Raw genomic sequence first — 23964 nt, 5'->3', positions numbered from 1 at the left:
CCCCATATACTGCTTTATAAGTTAAAGCGGAAGAGAGAAATATATGAACTTGGAACGTTCCGAGCGTATCGAAATCCCCGTGCTACCTCTACGTGATGTAGTGGTTTACCCACACATGGTTATTCCATTGTTTGTTGGTCGTGAAAAATCGATTACTTGCCTTGAATCGGCAATGGAAGCTAACAAACAAGTACTACTTGTAGCGCAGAAAGAAGCGGACACTGATGAGCCTTCAATCGACGACCTATTTAACGTAGGTACAGTCGCTACTATTCTTCAGTTGCTAAAGCTGCCAGATGGTACCGTAAAAGTACTTGTCGAAGGTCAGCAGCGTGCAAAAATTCACCAGTTCAAAGAGAGTGAGTTTTTCTTAGCGGATGCCGAATACGTTGTAACCTCAGAACTTGACGAAAAAGAACAAGAAGTGGTTGTTCGCAGTGCGATCAATCAATTCGAAGGCTTTATTAAGCTGAACAAAAAGATTCCACCAGAGGTTCTAACCTCGCTGAACGGTATTGATGAGGCTGCTCGCCTTGCTGATACGATTGCTGCGCACATGCCACTTAAACTGGTAGATAAGCAGCACGTTCTAGAAATTTCAGATGTGACGGAACGCCTGGAATTCTTGATGGGCCAAATGGAGTCAGAAATTGATATCCTGCAAGTTGAAAAACGCATCCGTGGCCGCGTTAAGAAACAGATGGAAAAGTCTCAGCGTGAGTACTATCTGAATGAGCAAATGAAAGCGATTCAGAAAGAACTGGGCGAGATGGACGACGCGCCTGATGAATTCGAGACTCTGAAGAAGAAGATCGAAGATTCTAAGATGCCTCAAGAAGCTCGTGAAAAAACTGAGCAAGAACTGCAAAAACTGAAAATGATGTCGCCAATGTCTGCTGAAGCAACAGTAGTACGTAGTTACATTGATTGGATGGTAGGCGTTCCTTGGGCTAAGCGTTCAAAAGTTAAAAAGAATTTAGCGAAAGCGGAAGAGATCTTAAACGAAGATCACTACGGCTTAGAACGTGTTAAAGAACGTATTCTCGAATACTTGGCAGTACAAAACCGTATCAACAAACTTAAAGGTCCAATCCTTTGTCTTGTTGGTCCTCCTGGTGTTGGTAAAACTTCACTAGGCCGTTCGATTGCCGCGGCAACGGGTCGTAAGTACACACGTATGGCGCTAGGCGGCGTTCGTGATGAAGCTGAGATTCGTGGTCACCGTCGTACGTACATCGGTTCACTTCCGGGTAAATTAATCCAGAAGATGTCTAAAGTTGGTGTTAAGAACCCACTGTTCCTATTAGATGAAATCGATAAGATGTCTTCTGATATGCGTGGCGACCCATCTTCTGCGCTTCTAGAAGTACTAGACCCTGAGCAAAACAACGCATTTAACGATCACTACCTAGAAGTCGATTACGATTTATCTGATGTGATGTTTGTTGCAACGTCTAACTCGATGGATATTCCGGGCCCACTATTGGACCGTATGGAAGTGATTCGCCTGTCGGGTTACACAGAAGATGAAAAGCTGAACATTGCCAAGAGCCACCTATTGGACAAGCAAGTTCAACGCAACGGTCTTAAGCCTCATGAGATTGAGATTGAAGACTCTGCAATCATCGGCATCATTCGTTACTACACGCGTGAAGCGGGTGTGCGTAGCCTAGAGCGTGAAATCTCTAAGATCTGTCGTAAAGCAGTGAAGAATATCTTGTTAGGCAGCGACCTTAAATCTGTAACGGTTAACATTGATAACCTGAAAGAGTACTTAGGTGTGCAACGTCATGACTTCGGTAAAGCGGATGAAAGCAACCGTATCGGCCAAGTAACTGGCTTAGCATGGACGCAAGTAGGTGGCGATCTACTGACCATCGAAACTGAATCAATGCCAGGTAAAGGTAAGCTAACGCAAACCGGTTCACTAGGCGATGTGATGAAAGAGTCGATTCAAGCGGCAATGACAGTGGTTCGCTCTCGTGCGGAAAATTTGGGTATTAACACCGATTTCTACGAGAAACGTGACATTCATGTTCACGTACCGGAAGGTGCAACGCCAAAAGATGGCCCGAGTGCGGGTATCGCAATGTGTACTGCATTGGTCTCTAGCTTAACGGGTAACCCTGTAAAAGCAGAGGTTGGTATGACCGGTGAAATTACCCTTCGTGGTGAAGTTTTACCTATCGGTGGCTTGAAAGAAAAGCTGCTTGCAGCGCACCGCGGTGGTATTAAAACGGTCTTGATTCCTAAAGACAATGAACGTGATTTGGAAGAGATTCCAGACAACGTAATCGCTGACTTGAAGGTGATTCCGGTTCAATGGATTGATGAAGTACTGAAAGTCGCACTAGAACGAGATCCGTCAGGGGTCGAGTTCGACGTGAAAAAATAGTGATGCATAGCAAAAATAAGTAAAGAATTACGCTGATAGACCCGAAAAGGCTTGTCAGCGTTTTTTTTGGACGCTAAGTTATTCGACTAAAGCGGCAGCCCTTTTGTAATAAGGCTTGCGGCTAAATTAAAACCAAAATGGAACGTACAGTCATCGAGAAGTAGTCACAGATGACACATAGGGGAAAAACAGTGAATAAAACACAACTAGTAGAATCAATCGCAGAAAACGCAGACATCTCTAAAGCTTCAGCTGGTCGCGCTCTAGACGCTTTCATCGAAGCAGTTGGCACAACGCTACAATCAGGCGACCAAGTTGCACTTGTTGGCTTTGGTACTTTCAGTGTTCGTACTCGTGCTGCTCGTACAGGTCGTAACCCAAAAACTGGTGAAGAGATCCAAATCGCAGAAGCTAAAGTACCTGGCTTCAAAGCGGGTAAAGCACTTAAAGACGCATGTAACTAATTTTTGTTGCTGAAACCTCGAGTTTTGTGAGGGGAAGGCAGTAATATGCGTTTACTGTTTGAACAATGATGTTTCATTTTTAAACAGTATATGTGCAAAGCACATTGAACTTATTTAAATTATGCGCATCCTACTGATGCGCATTTCTTTTTCTGATAATATCGCGTGAATAGATTTTTATTTTGAAGCCAATGCTTCATATCCGGAGAGCACTTAAATTATGATGGATCGATTACGCGAAGGCGTGAATAGCATCGCGGTAAAAATTATCCTTGGGTTGATTATCCTGTCATTCGTATTCGCAGGTGTAGGCAGCTACATCACCGGTGGCGGTAACAACGCAGCAGCTAAAGTTGGCAACACAGAAATTGCTCGTGGTGAGTTCGAACAAGCTTACCAAAACGAACGTAATCGCATGCAATCTCAACTTGGCGATTACTTCGCTCAAATGCTTGCAGACCCTACATACGTTGAGTCTTTCCGTAAGTCAGTACTTGATCGCATGATCAACGATGTTCTACTTGAGCAGCAAGCAGAGTCTCTAGGCCTACGAATCAGTGATTCTCAAATCCGTACCATGATTCTAGAAATGCCTCAGTTCCAAACGGCTGGTCAATTTGACCAAGAAGTTTACCAATCGGCATTACGTCGTGCAGGTTTCAGCGCAGAAAGCTTCGCTGAATACATGCGTCGTGACCTAATGCGTAACCAGCTTGTTACTGCACTTCAAGGCAGTGAATTTGTTCTTCAAGGCGAAATTGATATTCAGAGCAAGCTTATTGCTCAAACTCGTGACATTCGTACAGTGACACTGTCTGTTGCTGACCTAGCGAAAAATATCGAGTTAACTGACGAGCAAATCGAACTGTACTACCAAGAGAACCCTGCGGCTTACACTCGTCCAGAGCAGGCCAAGGTGTCTTACATCGAACTTTCTGCTGAAGCTCTTAAATCGCAGCTTGAAGTTAGCGATGAGGAAGCACAGAAATACTACCAAGAGCACCTAGACAAGTACTCTACTGAAGAGCAACGCAAAGTTAGTCACATCCTAGTTCAAGGTGATGACGAAGCGAAAGCACAGTCTATCTTAGACGAGCTAAATGCAGGCGCTGATTTTGCTACGCTAGCAGAAGAGAAATCTGACGACTTCGGTAGTGCAGACGTTGGCGGTGACCTAGGTTGGATTGAACGTGATGTTATGGACCCAGCATTCGAAGACGCGGCTTTCGCTCTTGTGAATATTGGCGATACAACTGGCCTAGTTAAATCTGATTTTGGCTACCACATCATCAAGCTAGATGAACTAAAAGCATCTCAAGCTCAGCCTTACACTGAAGTAGCGGCAGAGATTAAGACAGAGCTTCTAGACCAACACGCAGTTGATCAGTTCTACGAGCAACAGACTGAACTTGAAAAAGTAGCGTTTGAATTCCCAGATTCTCTAGACGACTCTGCTGAAGCTATCAACGCAAAGATCACGACGACTGATTTCATCTCTCAAGCTGATGCTCCAGAAGTTCTGATGACGCCTGCAGTAATGCAAGCTATCTTGAGCCCTGAAGTGAAAGAAGACGGTTTGAACTCTGAAGTTATCGAAGTGGCTCCTGAGCACGTTATTGTTGTACGTGTAGAAGAGACTCGCGACGAAACAGTTCTTCCTTTAGCAGAAGTGAAAGATCAAGTTGTAGCTGCATTGTCTGCTGTAAAAGCAGAGCAACAAGCGGTAGAGCTAGGTGTTTCTCTAGTGAACGAACTCAAGCAAGGTAATGAAGCGGTACTGGCGGATAACAGCCTTGAGTTTACTGAACTTGAAACCATTGACCGTAATTCTCCATTAGCTGCATCTGTATTCGCTCTAGTGAAACCAGAAGCCGGCCAAGCTGTGTTCGGACAATCTAAAGACCAAGACGGTAACATCGTTGTTGTTGAGCTTTCTAAAGTAACGGCTGAAATCAACCCTGCTTACAGCACACAACTTGGTGCACAGTTAGAGCGCGTTGGTAATCAACAAGACCTTACTAATGTACTAAACGTACTGCGTAAAAATGCAGACGTTGAATACTACATCGTTGGTCAAGCTCAATAAGCTTTGAATTTACTCGGTAGTCTTCTGCCGAGTAATGCAACTTGAGAATACAACTTGAAAGTAGTGCAGCAACTCGGTTTGCGAGCTAGCTAACAAATTGATGAAAATTAGATGTATAACGAAGCGGGTCACTTAGGTGACCCGCTTTATTTTTGTCTGGTGAGTGTTTTATCTAGCGCAGCAAATGCATAAGTTACGTTTTTTGAACAAAGGAACGGTTTATGCGCACGATATATTCAACATTATTTCTTACATTTCTGATTCTGTTAAGCCCCGCAGCGTATGCAGACAGCCCAACTAAGGCAGAGCTTTACGATGGCATTGAGATTACGGTCAATATCAATACCGCGACAGCTGAAGAGCTGTCAGCGCTATTGGTTGGTGTGGGGGATAAGAAAGCTCAAGAGATCGTCGATTACAGGGATCAAAACGGGGCATTTACGACTGCTGATGATTTGGTGAGTGTGAAAGGTATAGGTGAAGCCACAGTTAACAAGAACCGCGAAAGAATTCAACTTTAATCCGTTTGTCTACTTGTTAGAAATGAAGCGATAGATATGAAGCCTCCGGCCAATGCACCTGCTAGGTGGGCTTCAATCGCGACACGAGCATTAATCAGTTCACCAGTTGTGCTAGAAGGGCCAACAAGCTGCTCCCAAGCGATTTTAGCGATTAATCCCAACACTAACAGCCAACTTGATCTCCTACCGTTTAAAGCCTCACTGAGCGCGAATAAGCCAAATAACCCATGCAAAGAGCCTGATAGGCCAACATAGATCTGAATACTCGAAAACAACAGGGCGATCCCAGTCACTAAACTAATCACAAGCAGAGCAAGAACAAGCTGTTTTTTACTCGGTTGAAACAGATAGCTGATGATCCATAAGCCTGCTAGATTCATCAGAAGGTGCGAGTAGTTGGTATGTGAAAAATTTCCTGTTAGGATCCGCCACCATTGCCCCTCGGCAATCGCATTGCTATCCCATACGACCCAAGCTTGTATTGGCTCAAATTGGAATAAGACGCATAAAAGTGAAGTGAAAATTAAAACAGGGTACACATTAAATCCATGTCTCGTTATTGCCCCCAATGCAGCAAGGCTTTGAAAGCTTGTATTTGTCAGTGGGTTACACCACTCGAATCGAATGTTGAGCTTATCATTCTTCAGCACCCATCAGAAGAGCATCGCCCGATGGGTACTGCGCGTATCCTCTCGTTATCCCTAAATAACAGCGTGACGCTTGTCGGTGAAGATTTTTCAGACAACGAACAATTGAACGCATTGCTGGCCAATGAACATTACCAACATGTGATTTTATACCCAAGTGAAAACTCTGTTTCAGTTGAGTCGGCAACATCTCCAAATAAGAAGCTGCGTGTGATTTTATTGGATGGCACGTGGAAGAAGGCGTTCAAAATGTGGCAAGTATCGAGTAACTTGCATGCGCTGAATACGGTTCACTTGCCGAAAGATCTCAAGGGTAATTACCGAATTCGCAAAGCGCCAAGTGAAAACAGCCTTTCGACAGTAGAGGCGGGTTATCATCTGTTGAGCTTGTTAGAAAATGATCGAGACTTTAGCCCTCTGCTAACGGCATTTGACCGAATGATTCAGTTTCAAATCAATCAAATGCCACCGGGCGTGTTTGAGAAAAACTACTTAGATTAAGCTGTTTCAGTAAAGTGAGCCAGGAATTAAAACTCGGTATGAGCTGAGAACAGTTGCTGATGCATTTTCTGCGCAAGATCATCGGTCATTGATGAAATGTAATCCGCAATCACGCGCATTTTTCGAGACTCATCTTGATGTTGTAGCCATTGCTTCTTGATAGGTAGTGGCAGCAAGCGTTCAGGATCTGCGCTGAATGCTTCAAACATATCCATGATAATCTGCTGACCTTTATATTCTATCACTTGAACCTGTGGCACTTGAATCACGAACTCGCTGACAAAATGTTTCAGTTTGTCGAGTGTGGCGTCCATGCTCGGTTCAAGCACCGCATTGTAAGCAAGCAGTACATTCTCAAATCTAGCATCTACTCGTTCAATCGAAATACTGGTCAACAGAGCGTTGACTATCCCACCAATCGCATCCTTTCGACGATACTGCTCACCAGAGAAAAGCATCTCTGTGATTGAATCTAGGTGTTCACAAACCCAAGGGTCGGCCATCTCTTTAAGTTGAGGGTAAGCCGACTCGACCCATTGAGATTTGGTGACAGAGCCAAGCACAATCGCATCTTCTAAATCGTGCACGCCATACGCGATGTCATCAGCCAGCTCCATGATTGAACAATCAAGTGACTTATATTTGGTCTTATTGTGCTCAAGTGGCTCTGTATGCGTTTTTCTTTTCTGTTTTAGAAGCTGTTGGTCGCTGCTTGAAAGCGGCTCCATTACCCAGTTAAAAAGCTCTTCATCATGATCGTAGATGCCTTTTGCTGGCATCCAATCTTTGGCTCGGAGCTGTCGTTGATGCTTAACAGGCTCAGACTGTAATTTAGCTTGAACCTCACTAAGCAGAGAAGGGTACTTAATCAGACCTAACAGAGTTCGTCGAGACAGGTTCATCCCGTGATGTTCAGTGTAAGGTTCTAGCTGCGTGACAATGCGAAATGTTTGAGCATTGCCCTCAAAGCCACCATGATCGCGCATCATATAGTTCAACGCGACTTCGCCACCGTGCCCATAAGGTGGGTGGCCAATGTCGTGAGCAAGACACAATGAATCAATCAAACTGTCTGAAGGCAACAAATCTCGAAACTCGGGCTGCTTTTTTTTCAGCTGGGCAACGATACCGGTACCTAGCTGAGCGGCTTCTAGCGAATGAGTAAGGCGAGTTCGGTGGAAATCGTTTACCGTGGTGCCATGAACTTGGGTTTTTGCTTGGAGGCGGCGAAAAGCGGCAGAGTGAAGCACCCGCGCACGATCGCGTTGATACGGGCTACGGTGGTCATCACGCCTTATTTTATGTTCATCGTCATTTCGATGTTGCCATTCTTGTTCGAGTTCAAAGGGTGGTTCGAGTGGAGAATTCAAAATAGCACCTATCAAATTGATTTATTTAGCTAATTACATTCAACTTATACCCAGCTAGCTTATCTCGTCTAGTGATAATTCAAAGCTCGGCGCAAATGTGGTGAGAAAGTAGTCCATTTCCGGGCTTTTACGCTGTTCGAGAGTCTCTTCTAGTCGGCGTTTCGCTTGTTCGTACTCATGGTTGCCCGCACTGAGTTCCTCCAAACACTTGAGGTAAGCGCAGATAGTGTCGGCTTGCTTAACGATGCTTTGCTCTTCTTTGTTTGCTGTTCCAGATATCAAAAACGGGGAGAAGTCGTCTCGGAACTCTTCTGGCAGCATTGAAAGCAGTCTTTGCTCTGCTGCCGCTTCTATCTTCTTATACTCTTGTGCGATGTCTGGATTGTAGTATTTAACTGGCGTCGGCAAATCACCTGTTAGCACTTCACTGGTATCGTGGTACATGCCAAGCAGAGCAATGTGTTCTGGGTTGAGTTTGCCATCAAACTTCTTGTTTTTGATAAGCGCCAAGGCGTGGGCGACGAAAGCGACCTGTAGGCTATGCTCTGAAATGTTCTCGCTTGAGACTGAGCGCATCAGGGGCCAGCGTTGAATCAGCTTCATACGGGCAAGATGGGCAAAGAAATGGCTTTGTTTCATAAGAGTCCTTTTAGTACCAATCGTAGTAAATAACTGGTCATCCTAGCTTGTTAAAAAACTCGATAACTTTGTTAGAATTTTTGATTGTAGAATAACTACTTACCAAAAAAATCTGCCTTGTTCTCAAGTTTTTTCCCTGCGCTATTTCTGAAAACTTACTTACTGTGATTGGTATAAGCAATGCTCCACTCGTATCTTGTGTTTGCACAGGGACACGAGACAGCGGATACAAAAAAGGCTCCTAAATAGGAGCCTTTTAAGCATAGAAGTGAATGAATACAAGTTAAAGTCTTTTAAAACAGCAAATTGTAGCCATCTTTCTTTGTGCTTATTAACCTTCGATGAGGTCGTCTTGGCTGTAGGTCTGTAAGAAGCGCTCTAGACGACCAATCGCGATTTCTAGATCTTCGATATGTGGCAGAGTCACGATGCGGAAGTGATCCGGTTTTGGCCAGTTGAAGCCAGTACCTTGAACCAATAGCACCTTCTCTTGCTTAAGGAAGTCGAGCACAAACTTCTGATCGTCTTTGATGTTGTACATCTTGGTGTCGATCTTAGGGAACAGGTACATCGCGCCTTTCGGTTTAACACAAGAAACGCCAGGGATCTTGTTGATTAGCTCCCATGCGCGGTCGCGTTGCTCAAGTAGTCGGCCGCCTGGCAGAATCAGTTCATTAATACTCTGATAGCCGCCGAGCGCGGTTTGGATCGCGTGTTGCATTGGCACGTTGGCACACAAACGCATCGAGGCGAGCATTTCTAGCCCTTCGACATAGCCTTTCGCGATGTGTTTCGGACCCGTTAAGAACATCCAACCACCACGGAACCCACATACACGGTAAGCCTTAGACAGACCGTTGAATGTCACCATGAGTACGTCTTCGGCAAGCGTTGCAACTGAAGTGTGTACCGCACCGTCGTAAAGTACTTTGTCGTAGATTTCATCAGCGAAGATGATCAAACCGTGCTCACGAGCAATCTCAACAACTTGTAATAGGAAATCACGGCTGTATACCGCGCCCGTTGGGTTGTTCGGATTGATAAGAACGATGCCGCGAGTCTTTGGTGAGATCTTCGCTCGCATGTCGTCTAGATCTGGATACCAATCAGCATCTTCATCACACATGTAGTGAACCGGCGTGCCGCCAGAAAGCGCAACAGACGCTGTCCATAGTGGGTAGTCCGGAGCGGGAACTAAGATTTCATCACCATTATCCAGTAGCGCCTGCATAGACATAACGATAAGCTCTGATGCGCCGTTACCAATGTAAACATCTTCTACATCAAGGTTACGGAGGCCTTTTTTCTGGTAGTGCTGAACAACCGCTTTGCGGGCTGAATAGATGCCTTTTGAGTCACAGTAACCTTGAGATGTCGGTAGGTTACGGATTACATCAACAAGGATTTCATCAGGGGCGTCAAAACCAAATGGGGCGGGGTTACCGATATTAAGCTTCAGTATTTTATGCCCTTCTTCTTCCATGCGCTTAGCATGTTTGAGTACAGGCCCCCTGATTTCGTAGCATACGCTGTTGAGTTTTGACGACATCCCGATATTTTGCATTGCCGATTTCCTGAAATTAATTTAAATACTTTATTAAAGTACCGCAAAACGGGGTTTGATAGAATAAAAATCTGATGAATGTCGTATTTCAGTGTCACGTTTGGTCTTTTTGTTGTCACTCTTTTCTAAATTTTAATTAATCGCTTGTTTGTTGTTGGCTAAGATGAATAAAGAGGCGGGATCGCTTAAAATCACACGAATGTTCGAAAGATATCGTACATTCTTGATCTAAGTTGGTGCTGCCCATAAAGTATCAAACTAATATAATAATAATTTAGATGTGAACGAGGTCGATTTGTCACATTTCCAGCAAACTGTCTCCGCTTTGATTGAGCGAGTACAAAATGCCCAAGCAAGCGAAGTGCGTTGTGTTGAAGTTCTAACGCAAAAACCATCGTTTGCATTTATTGAATGGCTTCATGCTCAACCACTCTTTCCTAAGTTTTATTGGCAGTCACGTGATACTCGTGAAGAGGTCGTTGCGCTCGGGCAATTACATACTTTTTCTGATCCCGCTCCCGCGTACGCAATTCTTGGTGAAGACCAACGAATCTGGGGTGGGCGCTCGTTTGACGGGCACACCGCAAAAAACCGTCGTTGCATGGAATCGTTTTTCTTCCTTCCTCAGGTTGAACTGATCCGCTTTGACAAGACTTGGTCGTTAGCCGTCAACTTATCTCCTGATCGCGTTGCTTCTATTAATGCTCTAAATAAGCTTTCTGTCGAAGCGGCGATATTGGCCCCTTTGTCAGCGCACATTGAGCAGATTAACCACGTTCCAGAACGAGAGCTGTGGGGCAACCTTGTCGATAAAGTGCTGAAAGGCATTAGCGACGAAGAGTACAAGAAAGTCGTTTTAGCGCGTAAAACCACATTGCAATTGGATGCGCCAATCTGCGCGGCTCAGTTGCTTAAAGCCAGCTATTTGCAAAATCATCACAGTTTCCACTTTATGTTGGTACTGGACTCTAAACACAGTTTCATTGGTTCGACGCCTGAGCGCTTATATAGCCGATATGGTAGTGAGCTTGATACGGAAGCGCTTGCAGGAACCATTGGCCGAGGAGAAAACTCGACCGAGGATATGGAACTAGCAAACTGGCTTTCACAAGACACTAAAAACCTCAATGAGAACCAGTATGTGGTTGACGACATCATTGAGCGCCTCACTCCTCATTCTCAAACGGTTCATGTTGAAAAGGATACGCGTCTTGTGCGCTTGCGTAAGGTGCAGCATCTTAAGCGTAATATCCACGCCCAGCTTAACAATGGCGTTAACGGTGTACAGTTGCTTGCTGCATTACAGCCGACGGCTGCGGTGGCTGGTTTACCGCGTAAAGAGGCGATGGATTTCATTCTTGAACACGAACCGTTTGCTCGAGGGTGGTATGCAGGCTCTGTTGGCTATATTAGCCATCAACGCGCTGAATTCTGTGTCGCGATTCGAAGTGCCTTGATTGTAAACGATCAAGTACAACTGTTTGCGGGTGCCGGGATCGTACCGGGATCGGTTGCTGAACATGAGTGGCAAGAGTTGAATAAGAAAATGTCGACTCTGCTCAGCCTAATTTCAGACCATCCATTACTGGGTGTCGCATCATGAATCATGACCAAGCCGTATTAAATAGAGTTTGGTGTAAGACGTTACTGGAGGAGCTTGCACGCAGCGGTATTGAACATGTTTGTGTTGCACCGGGTTCTCGCTCAACACCATTGACACTCGAAGCCGAAGCCAATCCAAAGTTAACTTTACACACGCACTTTGACGAGCGTGGTCTCGGTTTTTTTGCTCTAGGTTTAGCTAAAGCGAGTGATAAGCCAGTTGCCGTGATTGTTACCTCTGGTACAGCCGTTGCGAACCTTCTTCCTGCGACGGCTGAATCGGGTTTGACACGAGAGAAGCTGATCTTGCTGACGTCTGATCGACCAATAGACTTGGTTGGTTGTGGGGCGAATCAAGCAATTCAGCAACAGGGTATCTTTTCGTCTCATGTTGAAAGCTCTTTAAATCTGCCCAGCCCAACAACACAGACTTCTTTGAATTGGCTTCTGACATCGGTTGATAGCGTACTTGCGAACCAACAAAGTGTTGGCGGTGCGATTCATATCAACTGTCCATTTCCTGAGCCTTTGTATTCAACAAGTAGCGCTGAAATGTATGCACAGTACACATCCAGTATCTCTGGGTGGAAATCGGGAACAGGTTGTTACAGCCAAACGTTTTTACCTAATCAAGTGAATACACAACCGATTGCTCCAGGTGAGTATCTTGGACGTAAGGGTGTGGTTATTCTCGGTTCGCTCGATATTGAACAAGCGACAAAAGCTCAGCAGTTTGCCACTGCATTAGGCTGGCCAGTTTTTTGCGATCCTCAATCAGGTGTCACAAGTGATTGGAAGCATTATGATCTGTGGATGCAGAGTGACGTAGCTAAAGCGCAACTCAATCAATGTGATTTCATCCTTCAGTTCGGTGAGCGTGTTGTTTCTAAGCGCCTTAATCATTGGATAAAGTCGCAAGCTTCATCATTCTGCTCGTCACAATACATTGTTGTGTCACCAGATACGCACCGAATCAACCAAGATCATCTGCCTCAAACCCATATCGTTGCTGATATCGAGTCATGGGTGTCAGAACAGCATTTACCTACCTTGTTAGGTCAACATGCAGGTTGGGCTGCACCTTTGGTCGAAATCGCGAATACGGTTCAACAATTGGCATTGGCACAAATATCCAATAATGACCAACTGACCGAGTTGAGCGTTGCAGTTGACTTGTCGACTAGACTTAAAGACAGAGAGTTGTTTGTGGGAAACAGCTTGATGGTAAGGCTGGTGGATATGCTGTCATCAATATCTGCGAATCAAGTTTACAGTAATCGTGGTGCATCGGGCATTGATGGCTTGGTGGCGACGGCTGCGGGCGTGGTGAAAGCTAATCAAAACCCTTTATTGATGTTGCTCGGTGATACCTCTTTGTTGTACGACCTCAACTCACTGGCCCTGCTTACTCACAATATAACGCCGATGGTGATTGTTGTGAGCAACAATGATGGCGGTGCGATCTTTGACTTGTTGCCTGTTCCTGAGCAACAAAAACAATCTCTATATCAAATGCCCCATGGTTTCGGTTTTGAACATGCCGCTGCGCAATTCCAGCTTGGTTATGCTGCGCCAGAAACCTTGAACGGCTACCAAACTATTATCGAACAACATTTCGAGCAGGGTCAGGGCACCTTGCTCGTTGAAGTTAAGACGCCTCCCGAACAAGCGGCTACTTTGTTGAAACAATTCAGTGCAATGCTCATCGAGGCATTAGCCTAAGGACTTAACATGCTTTACTCCAATTATTACCCAGCTGTACAAGAATCTTCTGACAAACCTTTGCTTGTTTTTCTACATGGTTTACTCGGAAGCGGGGATGATTGGAGCGCATGTCATCCATATCTAGAGGAGTTTCCTCGTCTTTGCATAGATTTGCCCGGGCACGGACAAAGTCGCTTTATCGATCCGGTAGGCTTTGATCATTGCTGCAAGAAAATCGTTCAGTGCATCACTTCTCAACTTGCGCTCAACGATCTTCCTGCGGATTATCCTATCGTGGTGATTGGCTACTCTATGGGTGGTAGGCTTGCCATGTATGGGGTGACAAGCCCTTGCTTCGAAACGCTCAATCTTAAGAAAGTCATTATTGAAGGTGGCAACTTTGGTCTGGAGCGTGATGAAGAACGAGCACAAAGGTTAGTACATGATACGCAATGGGCTGTCCGTTTTGCGCAGCAGTCGATTGAAGATGTTTTAGACGATTGGTATCAACAAAGCGTCTTTTCTTCACTAAATCATGAGCAAAGACAAACTTTGGTCATAAAGCGTAGTGGTAACCTTGGAGTATCCGTAGCAAATATGTTGTTATCTACTTCGTTAGCTAAGCAACCGGATTTACGTGCCACATTGAAATCTCATGAGCATCAATTGCATTATGTGTGTGGTGAAAAAGATCGTAAATTCATGGAGCTAGCTGAGAATAGTGGCTTTGAATATAGTCAGGTTGATTACGCTGGTCATAATGTTCATTTTGAGCAACCAGAGTTGTTTTCCAACCTGATCATCCAATGTATCGCCAGTCGCCGCTAAACTGACTGAGCGGTTCTCTCGTATCAAGCACTATCAAAAGCAGAGCAACACCGTCACGACTATTCGTTAGTCGTGGTCTCTAATAGAACAATGGGAATCACCATGGCTAAAACAGTAGGCATCACAGAAGAAGAACTTTACGCAGCAGTTAACTGGCGCGATGAAAGCAGTCAATTTGAAGATATTCAGTACCACAAGTCTGACGACGGTATTGCGAAAATCACGATTGCTCGTCCTCAAGTCCACAATGCGTTCCGTCCACAAACCGTAAAAGAGATGATCAATGCATTGGCTGATGCTCGTTATGACGAGAAGGTTGGCGTAATCATTTTGACGGGTCTTGGTGAGAAGGCGTTCTGTTCTGGTGGTGACCAAAGTATCCGTGGTGATTACGGCGGTTATCAAGATGATTCAGGTACACATCACCTGAACGTGCTTGATTTCCAACGTCAAATTCGTACTTGTCCAAAACCCGTTATCGCAGCGGTATCGGGGTGGGCAGTCGGTGGCGGTCATGTACTTCACATGATGGCAGACCTTACTATCGCAGCTGAAAACGCTCAGTTCGGTCAGACGGGTCCTAAAGTAGGTTCATTCGATGGCGGTTGGGGTGCTTCTTACATGGCTCGTATCGTTGGTCAGAAGAAAGCACGTGAAATTTGGTTCTTGTGTCGTTTCTACGATGCTAAAGAAGCATTGGACATGGGCCTGGTAAACACCGTAGTGCCTGTTGCCGACCTAGAAAAAGAAACCGTTCGTTGGTGTCGTGAAGTGCTTCAACATAGCCCAATGGCGCTGCGTTGCTTGAAAGCTGCACTAAACGCAGACTGTGATGGCCAAGCCGGCCTACAAGAGTTGGCGGGTAACGCAACCATGATGTTCTACATGACAGAAGAAGGCCAAGAAGGCCGAAACGCATTCAACGAGAAGCGTCGACCTGATTTCGACAAATTTCCGCGTAACCCATAGTCTTTCTCTTCTTTAAAGTGAGTCGCTAATAGCGGCTCGTTTTGTTTTGATGTTCCCCGTTTTTTAGGAAACTTTATGAACTCAGTGAATTCTCAGCGTCACGCTAAACTCTACCGTTATCAATTGCCTATGGATAATGGTGTGATTCTTCGTGACAATAAGTTGAACGAACGCGTTGGCTATATCATCCAACTAGAGTGTGATGGTAAAACTGGTTTTGGCGAAGTCGCACCTTTGCCAGGTTTTAGCCAAGAAAATGCCGAACAAGCTGGCATTCAGCTTCAACACGAATTAGAGCTTTGGAGCCACAATAACCCTCAAACGCCTTTTGATGAGCTATATCCTTCTGTTGCGTTTGGCTTTTCGATGGCGATGTTGGAATTACGAGGCGAACTCAATGCTGAAGGTAACTACCAAGCCGCGCCGTTGTGTACAGGAGACCCAGATGAACTGATCCCTGTGCTGAATGAGATGAAAGGCGAGAAGGTCGCGAAAGTGAAAGTCGGTCTCTACGAAGCGATTCGCGATGGCATGTTGGTTAGCTTATTTCTTGAGTCGATCCCTGATTTGACCCTAAGACTTGATGCTAACCGTGCTTGGAAGCCAGAGAAAGCGAAGCAGTTCATTAAGTACATTTCGCCGTCACTGCGTCAGCGTATTAGCTTTATTGAAGAGCCTTGCCAAAAACCAGAAGACAGCTTGGCATTTGCCATTGACCATGGCGTAGCGATTGCGTGGGACGAAACATTGCAAGAAGCGGTGCGTAGTCCAGAGTTTGATCTTAGCGACCTCACAGGTGTTAAAGCTGTTGTGATCAAGCCAACTCTTATTGGTTCTGTAGCGCGTTGTGTGGCAATCATTGAGCGTGCACAACAACTCGGTATCAAACCAGTACTAAGCTCAAGCATAGAGTCTAGCCTTGGCTTAACTCAGATTGCTCGATTAGCACAACAATACTTACCTAATGAAGTGCCGGGGCTTGATACTATTGGTTTGTATCAACAACAACTCGAAGTCTCTTGGCCGGGTTGTCAGCTTCCGGTTTCTACTCTTGAACAGCAACAATTGATTTGGTCTTCTTAAGCTGATCGTTCGATTGGCTTAGACCGTTTTCAATCTATAACTTGGTTATCTTATGATGCGCCCACAATCTAATCATCACCCGCTTTGGGTACAGTGGGCGCAGCAAAACCCACATCAGACAGCGTTAGTGACTACTCACCACACTTATACTTGGCAGCAAGTGTCTGTGCTAGTGAGTGAGTACCAACAACAGCTATCTCATCAAGGTCTATCTGAAGGTGATGTACTGACGATTGTTGGTAAGAATCAAGCTGAAGTGATTTCTGCTTATCTTGCCGCACTTAATTTGGGTGTTATTTGCGCTTTAACCATGCCTCAACCTCGCTTACGCCTGAAGAAAAAGCTCGATTCCTTATATCAAGCGGGTCAACAAAGCTACCTTTGGCTTTTGGACAGTAGCGGGATAGAGCAATCAGAGACTGTTGATTTAAATACTCAGTTGGTGACCTTGTCTTGCTTAAATGAAGTGAAGGTCGATGGTGATGATAATCGGATAACGACATCTCAAGACTCCAGCTTCAATCCTCAAAACCTTGCAAGCATCGTATTCACTTCTGGCTCTACCGGAAACCCGAAAGCGGTGGCTCACACGTTGCAGCAACACTTATGTTCAGCTCAGGGGTTACTAGATGTTTTCAACTTTGAACAAGCTGACACATGGTTACTGAGTTTACCGATGTACCATGTGTCGGGATTGGCGATTGTCCATCGTTGGTTGGCGGCTGGTGGCTGCATCAAAATAGGGTCAGGTAAGCTTGAGTCAGACATCGAAGGTTGCAGTCATGCCTCTTTAGTGGCGACTCAACTACATAGGTTATTGCAGAGTAAGCAAGCACTTACTTTAACTCATGTGCTTTTAGGCGGTAGCCATATCCCAGAAGCGCTAGGGTTTGAAGCTCAACAAATGGGCATTGAAACTTGGCTTGGATACGGCATGACAGAAGCGGCTTCAACAGTGACCGCGAAGCCAGTCGATTCTAGTAATACTGCAGGTTTTGTTCTCGACCAACGCCAGTTAAAAATTGAAGACCAACGTATCTTTATTGGCGGTAATACGCTTGCTTCAGGTTATTACTATCAGGGCGAGTTAACACCGTTGGTGGATGAGAACGGTTGGTTCGACAGTAAAGATCTCGGCGAATGGGATGGCGAACAAGTGTCGATTATTGGTCGCGCTGATAATCAGTTTATTTCTGGGGGAGAGAATATCCACTGTGAAGAAATTGAACGAGCACTGAATCAGTTATCTTTAATCAATCAGGCGTTTATCGTTCCAATTGAAGATGATGAGTTCGGGTTTCGACCTGTCGCTATTGTGGATTGTACGGAGTTACCAACCAAAGAATGGTTTGCCGAGCAATTAAATGGCCGTCTTGAACGGTTCAAATTTCCTGTCGAGTACTATCGAATGCCTCATCAAGAACAGCTAGGTATTAAGGTTTCACGCGCAGGGTTGGCACAATGGTTACAGCAGATACGTTCTAAATAGAGCTGAGAACAATAAAACGAAGCGCAATACACGGTGACTAGTCGTAATTGCGCTTCAGGGGGTTGTGATGGTGGTGAAACCATCACAAATTCTTAATATTCTATCTGGTCATTAAGGCTTTTATCTTTGCATCTGGCTGTTTAGCTTAAGCGAGTGCCTTCTTCATTTGTTCAGCAACCTTATCTACCTTACCTAAACCGATAATGACTTGTAGGCCACCTTTTCCAATAGGCACGACGCCTGCAGCACCTAGTTTTTTCAGTTTGTCACTGTCTGCTACTGACGAGTCTTTTACTGTTAAGCGTAAGCGAGTAATACAGTTGTCCACTTCTAGAATGTTGTCTGCACCACCAATAGCTTCGATGTAGTTGTTGGTTAGGCTAACTAACGCTTCTGGAGATTTTGTCTCGCCTTCTGCTTCCATCTCTTCACCGCGACCCGGAGTACGTAGATTAAACTTGATGATAGCGAAACGGAAAATACCGTAGTAAAGCGCGAAGAACACTACACCTTGAACTAATAACATGTACCAGTTAGTCGCTAACGGGTTTTGGCTTGATAGCACCAAGTCAACAAAGCCTGCAGAGAAGCCAAAACCTGCCATCCATTCCATGCTTGCTGCAATGTAAAGCGACAGACCTGTTAACACAGCGTGCACTAGGAACAATACAGGTGCTAGAAACATAAAGCTGAACTCTAGAGGCTCAGTGATGCCTGTGAAGAACGAAGCCATTGCTGCGGCAAGCATGATTGCGAATACTTGGTTCTTGTTTTTCGCGTCAGCGCAGTGGTACATAGCTAATGCAGCTGCAGGTAAACCAAACATCATGATAGGGAAGAAGCCCGCTTGGTACATGCCTGTTTTACCCGGAATACCCGTACCGTTAGCGATAGATTGTGCACCGCCGAGGAAGTTTGGAATATCGTTAATACCTACAACGTCGAACCAGAACACAGGGTAAAGTGCGTGGTGCATACCAACGGATAGGAACAAACGGTTGAAGAAACCAAACAGACCGGCACCCACAGCGCCCATGCTTTCTAGTTTAATGCCTAGAACGATCAGAGCATCGTAAACAGCAGGCCAGATGTATAGCAGAGCAAAAGAGAGCGCCATACCTGCGATTGAGGTAAGGATAGGAACCAAACGCTTACCGCTGAAGAAAGCTAAAGCTTGAGGAAGCTCAACGGTGGAGTAGCGGTTATAGATTTCAGCGGAAATAATACCGACAATGATACCCACGAATTGGTTGCTGATTTTTCCGAATGCCGCTGGTACTTCACTTAACTCAACATCCATCAATTGAGCAACTGAGCCGGGAGCAAGTAGCGTGGTCACGACTAGGAACATCACAAAACCAGACAGTGCCGCAGAACCATTCTTATCACGGCTTAAACCAAAGGCAACACCCACCGCGAACAGAACCGCCATGTTGTCGATGATCGCACCACCAGATTTGATCAAGAATGAGGCTAAGATACTTTCAGAGCCCCAACCAACAGGATCCAACCAGTAGCCGATCCCCATAAGGATTGCTGCAGCTGGCAGTGTGGCTACGGGAACCATCAATGCCTTACCTACTTTTTGCATATACCCAAGTATATTCATACGTGCCCCTAAGTTTGTAATTAATTTTTTTAATGTTTCTGCTCGTCAACGTATGGAGTTAAATATTGATCGAGGCAGGGTTTTAAGTAACTGCGGCTATTAGAAACTTATTTCTTAATGCAAACAAACGAAACGGGTAGTACTATGAATTAAAATTTTTAATGCATGAGTTCGTATGGCTAACCATCAATCTTTACTGAGAAATCTTCATACATTTAATGTCGCCGCCGAGAAGATGAGCTTTACGCTAGCAGCGAAAAAGTTGCATCTGACTCAGGGAGCCGTTAGCCATCGAATCAAAGTGTTGGAAGGAGAGCTTGGGTTTAATTTGTTTGTACGAGGGACTCGTAAGCTGGAGCTGACCGAAGAAGGGCAACGCTTTCAACGCACGTTATCCAAGTCGTTGAGCTCTATTTTTGGCGAAATCGAAGACATTACCAACACCGACTTGTACGGGCAGATCAATATTGGTACCAGTCCTGCATTTGCTAACAGTTGGTTACTGCCAAGGCTAGCTGATTTCAAACAGCGATATCCAAAGTTCAACCTCAATATTTTCTCTCAAGAAGAGCAAGACTTTCATCAAAATCACCTCGATGTCGCAATTTACTATGGTGCTGAAGATCTAAAAGACATGCATCGACAGCGTCTGTTTGGTGAAAAGTATATTCCGGTATGTACGCCGAGTTATGCCGCTGAACACGATATCTTTGATGATGGTTTAGAGTCGTTACACCGGATTAATTTCATTCATGCGCTAGGCTCTGATGTGTGGCAGCGTTGGATCAAGCACAATCAACTCGATGTAAATCTGTTTGAGCAGTTTTATTGTGTGAGTCATCGCGATATGGGCGTACAGAGTGCTCTGCATAATATCGGCGTGGCAATGGGGCGCTATCATTTTGTAAAGCCGTACATTGAGACTGGTGAGCTCATAACGCCTTATCCAAGTATGGATACTGATAAAGGATACGAATTGATCTGTCCGTTAGGCACTGAAAAGCGACCTAAGGTAAGAACCTTTATTAAGTGACTAGAGGGGCAGTTACGCTAGGTTAGTTAATTTAGCAATTAGATAGCTCAAAACAGAATTTATTATCTTTATAACCATCCATCATAATAAGCTCTATAAATAACGGATTATAGAATAAGGTCTTATTATGAAAGTTGCCCTCATCATTGCGGTTTTGCTGCAGATAGGCCAAGCGCTCGTTTCGTCAGGACTGACTCGTTCATTGGCTGAACTTACTGCATTTGTGCTGGTTGTGGTACTTGTTTTAATGAAAAGAGAGAGCAAGAAGAGTGATAAGCCCCTGTTTGATTTGTGATTGTTGCAATAAAGAAAATCTTTACCAAATACGATAAAGGCAAAGCCCATTTGAGCTTTGCCTTTTTGTTTTGTTGCTCGTTAATCTGAGTGTCTAGGTAACCAAACACCACCTAAAGCGTTTCTTTACGTATTAGGTGTAATTAGGCGGATTAAGCGAGAGTTAACCACGCTAATGAGCCTGTCGAAATCATCGTCCACATTGTAATACCAAACATCAATGGCTTCGGCCCTGCAGCTTTAAGCTTCTCTACTGAAATACCGCAACCAATCAAGAATAGACACACCACCAATGCACGCTTAGACACATCAAAGATACCTTGATAGACCATCTCAAATTGTGGCAGCAAGTCACTAACAGCAATAGCAGCGCAGTAGAAGAAAATGAAGTAAGGAATCGTAATCTTCTTTTGATCGTTCTTGAAGATCATCGCGCTGACTAACGCGATTGGGATAATCCAAAGTGCGCGAGCGAGCTTCAATGTGGTTGCTGTGGTCAGTGCTTCTTCGCCATATGCTGATGCTGCGCCGACTACAGAAGAGGTATCATGAATCGCGATGGCAGCCCATGTTCCGAAAGTTTGTTGGCTTAACTCTAGTGCATGGCCAATCATAGGGAACAAGAAAAGGGCGACCGAGTTCAACACAAATACAGTGGCTAACGCCAAGCCAATCTGTTCATCATCAGCTTTGATGGCCGGTGCTACGGCGGCAATGGCGCTACCACCACAAATTGCGGTACCAGAAGAGATAAGGTAACCCGTGGTGCGATCTAATCCCATGCGTTTTGCCAAGAACCAACCAATGACCAAGGTACCAATAATCGTCGTTACAATGAGGCCAATACCATCGCCTGTTACCGCTAATGCTTTCTCAAACTGAATGCCAAAGCCTAAGCCGACAATCGAGTAGGCCAGTAGCTTCTTGGTGAGTTTGCCTACTTCTAGATGGTCAGGGACTAAACTTAAGCTCGCAAGAAGGAAACCGATCACGAGGGCGGTCGGTGAGCTTACCCATGGCGTTAAGCAAAACAGAGCAGCAAGATAAAATGGAACAGACTTTTTTAGATTCATTATATTTAATTCGTCGCGTCTAGTATTGGCAGCGTAGTGGAAGACTATACGCTTAACGCAATGGTAAGTAAGTCTAAATGAATTGAACAAACGTTAAGTAAAACTAAACGTTTGTTCCGCTGATATGAATAAAGGCTTGGTTATTTAGCGTAGTGAGCCGCGAAGATCAGAGACTGACTGTCGAAGAGTGTCGCATGAAGCTTCCTTGGCTAGCATAGGTTCGGCAGCTTCTATCTCTAACTTAGCCCTGAAACGGGTGGGTAGCCCCTTGAAAGCTTGACCTTTATAACGACTGAAGTAACTGCCCCATAACCCTTTAAGTGCCATTGGAATCACAGGCACGGGAGAACGTTTGATAATCAGCTCCATGCCACGCATGAATTCGGCTACTTCGCCATCAGCGGTTAGCTTGCCTTCAGGGAAAATACAGACGATGTGCCCTTCATCTAGGGCTCGTTCAACTTCTTTGAAAGCGTTTCTAATCGAGTTTCGGTTGGTTGCGGAGATTGGAATAACTCCTGCTCTTTTTAAGAATCGACGTAGTGGAGGAAGTTTGGCGTAATCCTCTTCCATCACAAACCGAATCAAGCGAGGGCAAACCGCACTCAGAAGCAGTGCATCCATATAACTCACATGGTTGCAAACGATCAATGCACCGCCATTCTCTGGAAGATGGTGTAAGTTCTTGTGCTTAACTCGGTACATGGTGTGAGTGACCACCCATGTAAAGAAACGGAAAGCGTAGATAGGAACCTGATAAAACAGGTACAGCATAACCAAAGTATTCCCTATCGCGAGCAACACAAACAGCTGTGGAATAGAAAGATCGAGAACACTCAGGCAAACAATACCCAAAACGGCGCTTCCCACCATGAATAGTGAATTGTAAATGTTGAGCCCGGCAATCACTTGAGCGCGTTCATCTGGTTTCGCTCGTAACTGCATCAGAGAATACAGAGGAACAATGAAGATACCGCCAGAGACACCTAAGAGCAGAAGATAAGCAAACAGCGGCCACAGCTCTGAATACGTCACGAATTGATGGAAAGAGGTAAATTCAGGCAAGGACTCAGGAATGGATATCGCCATCAATAGCCCAAAAATCGACATACCTAGGCTACCCATTGGTACGATGCCGATTTCAATTCTGTGATTTGACAACTTATCGCAAGCCAAAGAACCTATCGCAATACCGACCGAGAATAGAGCTAACAAAAAGGCAACCGAGCTTTCAGTGCCGTTCAAGTGGAGCTTTGTGAAGTTTGGAAACTGAGTTAGATAAGCAGCGCCAAGGAACCAGAACCAGCTGATAGACATCAGTGCTTGAAACGTTGGGCGATCTTTTTTTGCAATCGCCAGTGTCGCGCGGGTTAGCTTTACTGGCTGCCACTTCACTTTCAGATCTGGTGCGTTACTAGGCGCTTGTGGAATAAAGCAGCTTGATACATAGCCAAGCAGGGCGAAAGAAACAATACATACCGCAGCAATGAGCTTCGCGCTTTCTTCAGATGCAATAATACCGGCGCCTAAAGTACCAATAAGGATGGCTAAGAATGTGCCGGTTTCGACTAAAGCGTTGCCGGATACCAGTTCTTTTGTTTCTAACTGTTGTGGAAGCAGTGCGTATTTCACCGGGCCAAAGAAGGCACTTTGCGTTCCCATTAGGAACAGAAGTAGGAGTAGTATCCCATAGCTTTCGTAGATAAACCCGATCGCACCCAGTGACATGATCGCTACTTCAAGGAGCTTAACTTTACGTATAAACCAAGATTTTTCGTATTTGTCAGCCAGTACACCAGCCAAAGCAGAAAACAGGAAGAAGGGCAGAATGAAAAGACCAGCGGCCAAATTAATGAATAGGTTGCTGGAAATAGGCAGCGTATCTACGCTGGTGAAAGCAACAAACAGTAACAGAACATTTTTGAATATGTTGTCATTAAAGGCGCCTAGAAATTGAGTAATAAAGTAGGGTAGGAACCTTTTTTGCGTTAACAGCGAAGATTGGCTGCTGTTGTTCATTGTCTTTCCTTGGATGATTACCAGTTGGTTAAGTAGTTTGAGATTAGGTTATTGATCAACTCTTTACCATCGAT

General features: G+C 45.0%; 20 protein-coding genes. 13 read left to right on the top strand and 7 right to left on the bottom strand.

Annotation, left to right across the window (positions count from 1 at the left end):
- Nucleotides 1–43 precede the first annotated feature (43 nt).
- The 4 genes from lon to MED222_RS09855 all read left to right on the top strand — a co-directional run bounded on the left by lon (nt 44) and on the right by MED222_RS09855 (nt 5466).
- Nucleotides 44–2395, top strand: a complete 2352-nt coding sequence (gene lon, locus MED222_RS09840; RefSeq protein WP_009847282.1) for an endopeptidase La — start codon at nt 44–46, stop codon at nt 2393–2395.
- A gap of 170 nt (nt 2396–2565) precedes the next feature.
- Nucleotides 2566–2859, top strand: coding sequence for an HU family DNA-binding protein (locus MED222_RS09845; protein WP_012604504.1), 294 nt, complete (start codon nt 2566–2568; stop codon nt 2857–2859).
- Between the two features lie 220 nt (nt 2860–3079).
- On the top strand, nt 3080–4945 hold the full coding sequence (ppiD, locus tag MED222_RS09850) for a peptidylprolyl isomerase (protein WP_009847281.1): 1866 nt from the start codon (nt 3080–3082) through the stop codon (nt 4943–4945).
- 221 nt (nt 4946–5166) lie between these two features.
- Nucleotides 5167–5466, top strand: coding sequence for a ComEA family DNA-binding protein (locus MED222_RS09855; RefSeq protein ID WP_009847280.1), 300 nt, complete (start codon nt 5167–5169; stop codon nt 5464–5466).
- On the opposite strand, the gene rrtA is transcribed toward MED222_RS09855, so the two are convergent.
- On the bottom strand, nt 5463–6005 hold the full coding sequence (gene rrtA, locus MED222_RS21540) for a rhombosortase (protein WP_032555260.1): 543 nt from the start codon (nt 6003–6005) through the stop codon (nt 5463–5465). The two genes, MED222_RS09855 and rrtA, sit on opposite strands and share 4 nt — an antisense overlap.
- 9 nt (nt 6006–6014) lie before the next feature.
- Between rrtA and MED222_RS09860 the strand changes: the two genes are divergently transcribed.
- On the top strand, nt 6015–6614 hold the full coding sequence (locus MED222_RS09860; RefSeq protein ID WP_032555259.1) for a tRNA-uridine aminocarboxypropyltransferase: 600 nt from the start codon (nt 6015–6017) through the stop codon (nt 6612–6614).
- Nucleotides 6615–6640: 26 nt separating this feature from the next.
- On the opposite strand, the gene MED222_RS09865 is transcribed toward MED222_RS09860, so the two are convergent.
- The 3 genes from MED222_RS09865 to MED222_RS09875 form a co-directional block, all read right to left on the bottom strand.
- Nucleotides 6641–7984, bottom strand: a complete 1344-nt coding sequence (locus MED222_RS09865; RefSeq protein ID WP_032555258.1) for an anti-phage deoxyguanosine triphosphatase — start codon at nt 7982–7984, stop codon at nt 6641–6643.
- A gap of 54 nt (nt 7985–8038) precedes the next feature.
- On the bottom strand, nt 8039–8623 hold the full coding sequence (gene yfbR, locus MED222_RS09870; RefSeq protein WP_009847276.1) for a 5'-deoxynucleotidase: 585 nt from the start codon (nt 8621–8623) through the stop codon (nt 8039–8041).
- Nucleotides 8624–8954: 331 nt separating this feature from the next.
- The gene (locus MED222_RS09875; RefSeq protein ID WP_009847275.1) at nt 8955–10187 is read right to left on the bottom strand and encodes a pyridoxal phosphate-dependent aminotransferase; all 1233 of its coding nucleotides are present in this window, start codon (nt 10185–10187) and stop codon (nt 8955–8957) included.
- Between the two features lie 295 nt (nt 10188–10482).
- On the opposite strand from MED222_RS09875, the gene MED222_RS09880 reads away from it, so the two are divergent.
- The 6 genes from MED222_RS09880 (at nt 10483) to menE (ending at nt 17862) form a co-directional block, all read left to right on the top strand.
- Nucleotides 10483–11790, top strand: a complete 1308-nt coding sequence (locus MED222_RS09880; protein WP_009847274.1) for an isochorismate synthase — start codon at nt 10483–10485, stop codon at nt 11788–11790.
- Entirely contained in the window at nt 11787–13511 is a 1725-nt protein-coding gene (gene menD, locus MED222_RS09885; protein WP_009847273.1) for a 2-succinyl-5-enolpyruvyl-6-hydroxy-3-cyclohexene-1-carboxylic-acid synthase, read from the top strand. The genes MED222_RS09880 and menD overlap by 4 nt, the downstream gene beginning before the upstream one ends.
- Before the next feature lie 9 nt (nt 13512–13520).
- Nucleotides 13521–14321, top strand: a complete 801-nt coding sequence (menH, locus tag MED222_RS09890) for a 2-succinyl-6-hydroxy-2,4-cyclohexadiene-1-carboxylate synthase (protein WP_009847272.1) — start codon at nt 13521–13523, stop codon at nt 14319–14321.
- Between the two features lie 102 nt (nt 14322–14423).
- Nucleotides 14424–15290, top strand: coding sequence for a 1,4-dihydroxy-2-naphthoyl-CoA synthase (gene menB / locus MED222_RS09895; protein WP_009847271.1), 867 nt, complete (start codon nt 14424–14426; stop codon nt 15288–15290).
- Between the two features lie 75 nt (nt 15291–15365).
- On the top strand, nt 15366–16373 hold the full coding sequence (gene menC, locus MED222_RS09900) for an o-succinylbenzoate synthase (protein ID WP_009847270.1): 1008 nt from the start codon (nt 15366–15368) through the stop codon (nt 16371–16373).
- 52 nt (nt 16374–16425) lie between these two features.
- The gene (gene menE / locus MED222_RS09905) at nt 16426–17862 is read left to right on the top strand and encodes an o-succinylbenzoate--CoA ligase (RefSeq protein WP_032555257.1); all 1437 of its coding nucleotides are present in this window, start codon (nt 16426–16428) and stop codon (nt 17860–17862) included.
- Nucleotides 17863–18007: 145 nt separating this feature from the next.
- Here menE and nagE read toward each other — a convergent pair whose 3' ends face one another.
- Entirely contained in the window at nt 18008–19453 is a 1446-nt protein-coding gene (gene nagE, locus MED222_RS09910) for an N-acetylglucosamine-specific PTS transporter subunit IIBC (RefSeq protein ID WP_009847268.1), read from the bottom strand.
- A 193-nt stretch (nt 19454–19646) separates the two neighbouring features.
- Here nagE and MED222_RS09915 point away from each other — a divergent pair, with 193 nt between their 5' ends.
- Complete coding sequence (locus MED222_RS09915; RefSeq protein ID WP_009847267.1) at nt 19647–20504, top strand: LysR substrate-binding domain-containing protein; 858 nt, start codon at nt 19647–19649, stop codon at nt 20502–20504.
- 127 nt (nt 20505–20631) lie between these two features.
- Nucleotides 20632–20799: a hypothetical protein gene (locus MED222_RS22505; RefSeq protein WP_009847266.1), complete on the top strand. Its 168-nt coding sequence runs from the start codon at nt 20632–20634 to the stop codon at nt 20797–20799.
- A 151-nt stretch (nt 20800–20950) separates the two neighbouring features.
- On the opposite strand, the gene MED222_RS09925 is transcribed toward MED222_RS22505, so the two are convergent.
- On the bottom strand, nt 20951–21871 hold the full coding sequence (locus tag MED222_RS09925; RefSeq protein WP_009847265.1) for a YeiH family protein: 921 nt from the start codon (nt 21869–21871) through the stop codon (nt 20951–20953).
- A 144-nt stretch (nt 21872–22015) separates the two neighbouring features.
- Nucleotides 22016–23890, bottom strand: coding sequence for an MFS transporter (locus tag MED222_RS09930; RefSeq protein ID WP_009847264.1), 1875 nt, complete (start codon nt 23888–23890; stop codon nt 22016–22018).
- Between the last annotated feature and the right edge of the window lie 74 nt (nt 23891–23964).

The sequence above is a fragment of the Vibrio sp. MED222 genome, assembly GCF_000153005.1.
Lineage (GTDB): Bacteria > Pseudomonadota > Gammaproteobacteria > Enterobacterales > Vibrionaceae > Vibrio > Vibrio tasmaniensis_A.
Note: the sequence above shows the minus strand (reverse complement) of the source record. Positions and strands in the feature narration are given on the sequence as shown.

What these genes read in the sequence shown, in the direction of transcription:
- menE (WP_032555257.1), top strand. Translation starts at nt 16,426, where the DNA reads ATGATGCGCCCACAATCTAATCATCACCCGCTTTGGGTACAGTGGGCG.
- menB (WP_009847271.1), top strand. Translation starts at nt 14,424, where the DNA reads ATGGCTAAAACAGTAGGCATCACAGAAGAAGAACTTTACGCAGCAGTT.
- MED222_RS22505 (WP_009847266.1), top strand. Translation starts at nt 20,632, where the DNA reads ATGAAAGTTGCCCTCATCATTGCGGTTTTGCTGCAGATAGGCCAAGCG.
- menH (WP_009847272.1), top strand. Translation starts at nt 13,521, where the DNA reads ATGCTTTACTCCAATTATTACCCAGCTGTACAAGAATCTTCTGACAAA.
- ppiD (WP_009847281.1), top strand. Translation starts at nt 3,080, where the DNA reads ATGATGGATCGATTACGCGAAGGCGTGAATAGCATCGCGGTAAAAATT.
- MED222_RS09915 (WP_009847267.1), top strand. Translation starts at nt 19,647, where the DNA reads ATGGCTAACCATCAATCTTTACTGAGAAATCTTCATACATTTAATGTC.
- MED222_RS09845 (WP_012604504.1), top strand. Translation starts at nt 2,566, where the DNA reads ATGACACATAGGGGAAAAACAGTGAATAAAACACAACTAGTAGAATCA.
- menD (WP_009847273.1), top strand. Translation starts at nt 11,787, where the DNA reads ATGAATCATGACCAAGCCGTATTAAATAGAGTTTGGTGTAAGACGTTA.
- MED222_RS09925 (WP_009847265.1), bottom strand. Translation starts at nt 21,871, where the DNA reads ATGAATCTAAAAAAGTCTGTTCCATTTTATCTTGCTGCTCTGTTTTGC.
- lon (WP_009847282.1), top strand. Translation starts at nt 44, where the DNA reads ATGAACTTGGAACGTTCCGAGCGTATCGAAATCCCCGTGCTACCTCTA.
- MED222_RS09860 (WP_032555259.1), top strand. Translation starts at nt 6,015, where the DNA reads ATGTCTCGTTATTGCCCCCAATGCAGCAAGGCTTTGAAAGCTTGTATT.
- nagE (WP_009847268.1), bottom strand. Translation starts at nt 19,453, where the DNA reads ATGCAAAAAGTAGGTAAGGCATTGATGGTTCCCGTAGCCACACTGCCA.
- yfbR (WP_009847276.1), bottom strand. Translation starts at nt 8,623, where the DNA reads ATGAAACAAAGCCATTTCTTTGCCCATCTTGCCCGTATGAAGCTGATT.
- MED222_RS09855 (WP_009847280.1), top strand. Translation starts at nt 5,167, where the DNA reads ATGCGCACGATATATTCAACATTATTTCTTACATTTCTGATTCTGTTA.
- MED222_RS09930 (WP_009847264.1), bottom strand. Translation starts at nt 23,890, where the DNA reads ATGAACAACAGCAGCCAATCTTCGCTGTTAACGCAAAAAAGGTTCCTA.
- MED222_RS09875 (WP_009847275.1), bottom strand. Translation starts at nt 10,187, where the DNA reads ATGCAAAATATCGGGATGTCGTCAAAACTCAACAGCGTATGCTACGAA.
- menC (WP_009847270.1), top strand. Translation starts at nt 15,366, where the DNA reads ATGAACTCAGTGAATTCTCAGCGTCACGCTAAACTCTACCGTTATCAA.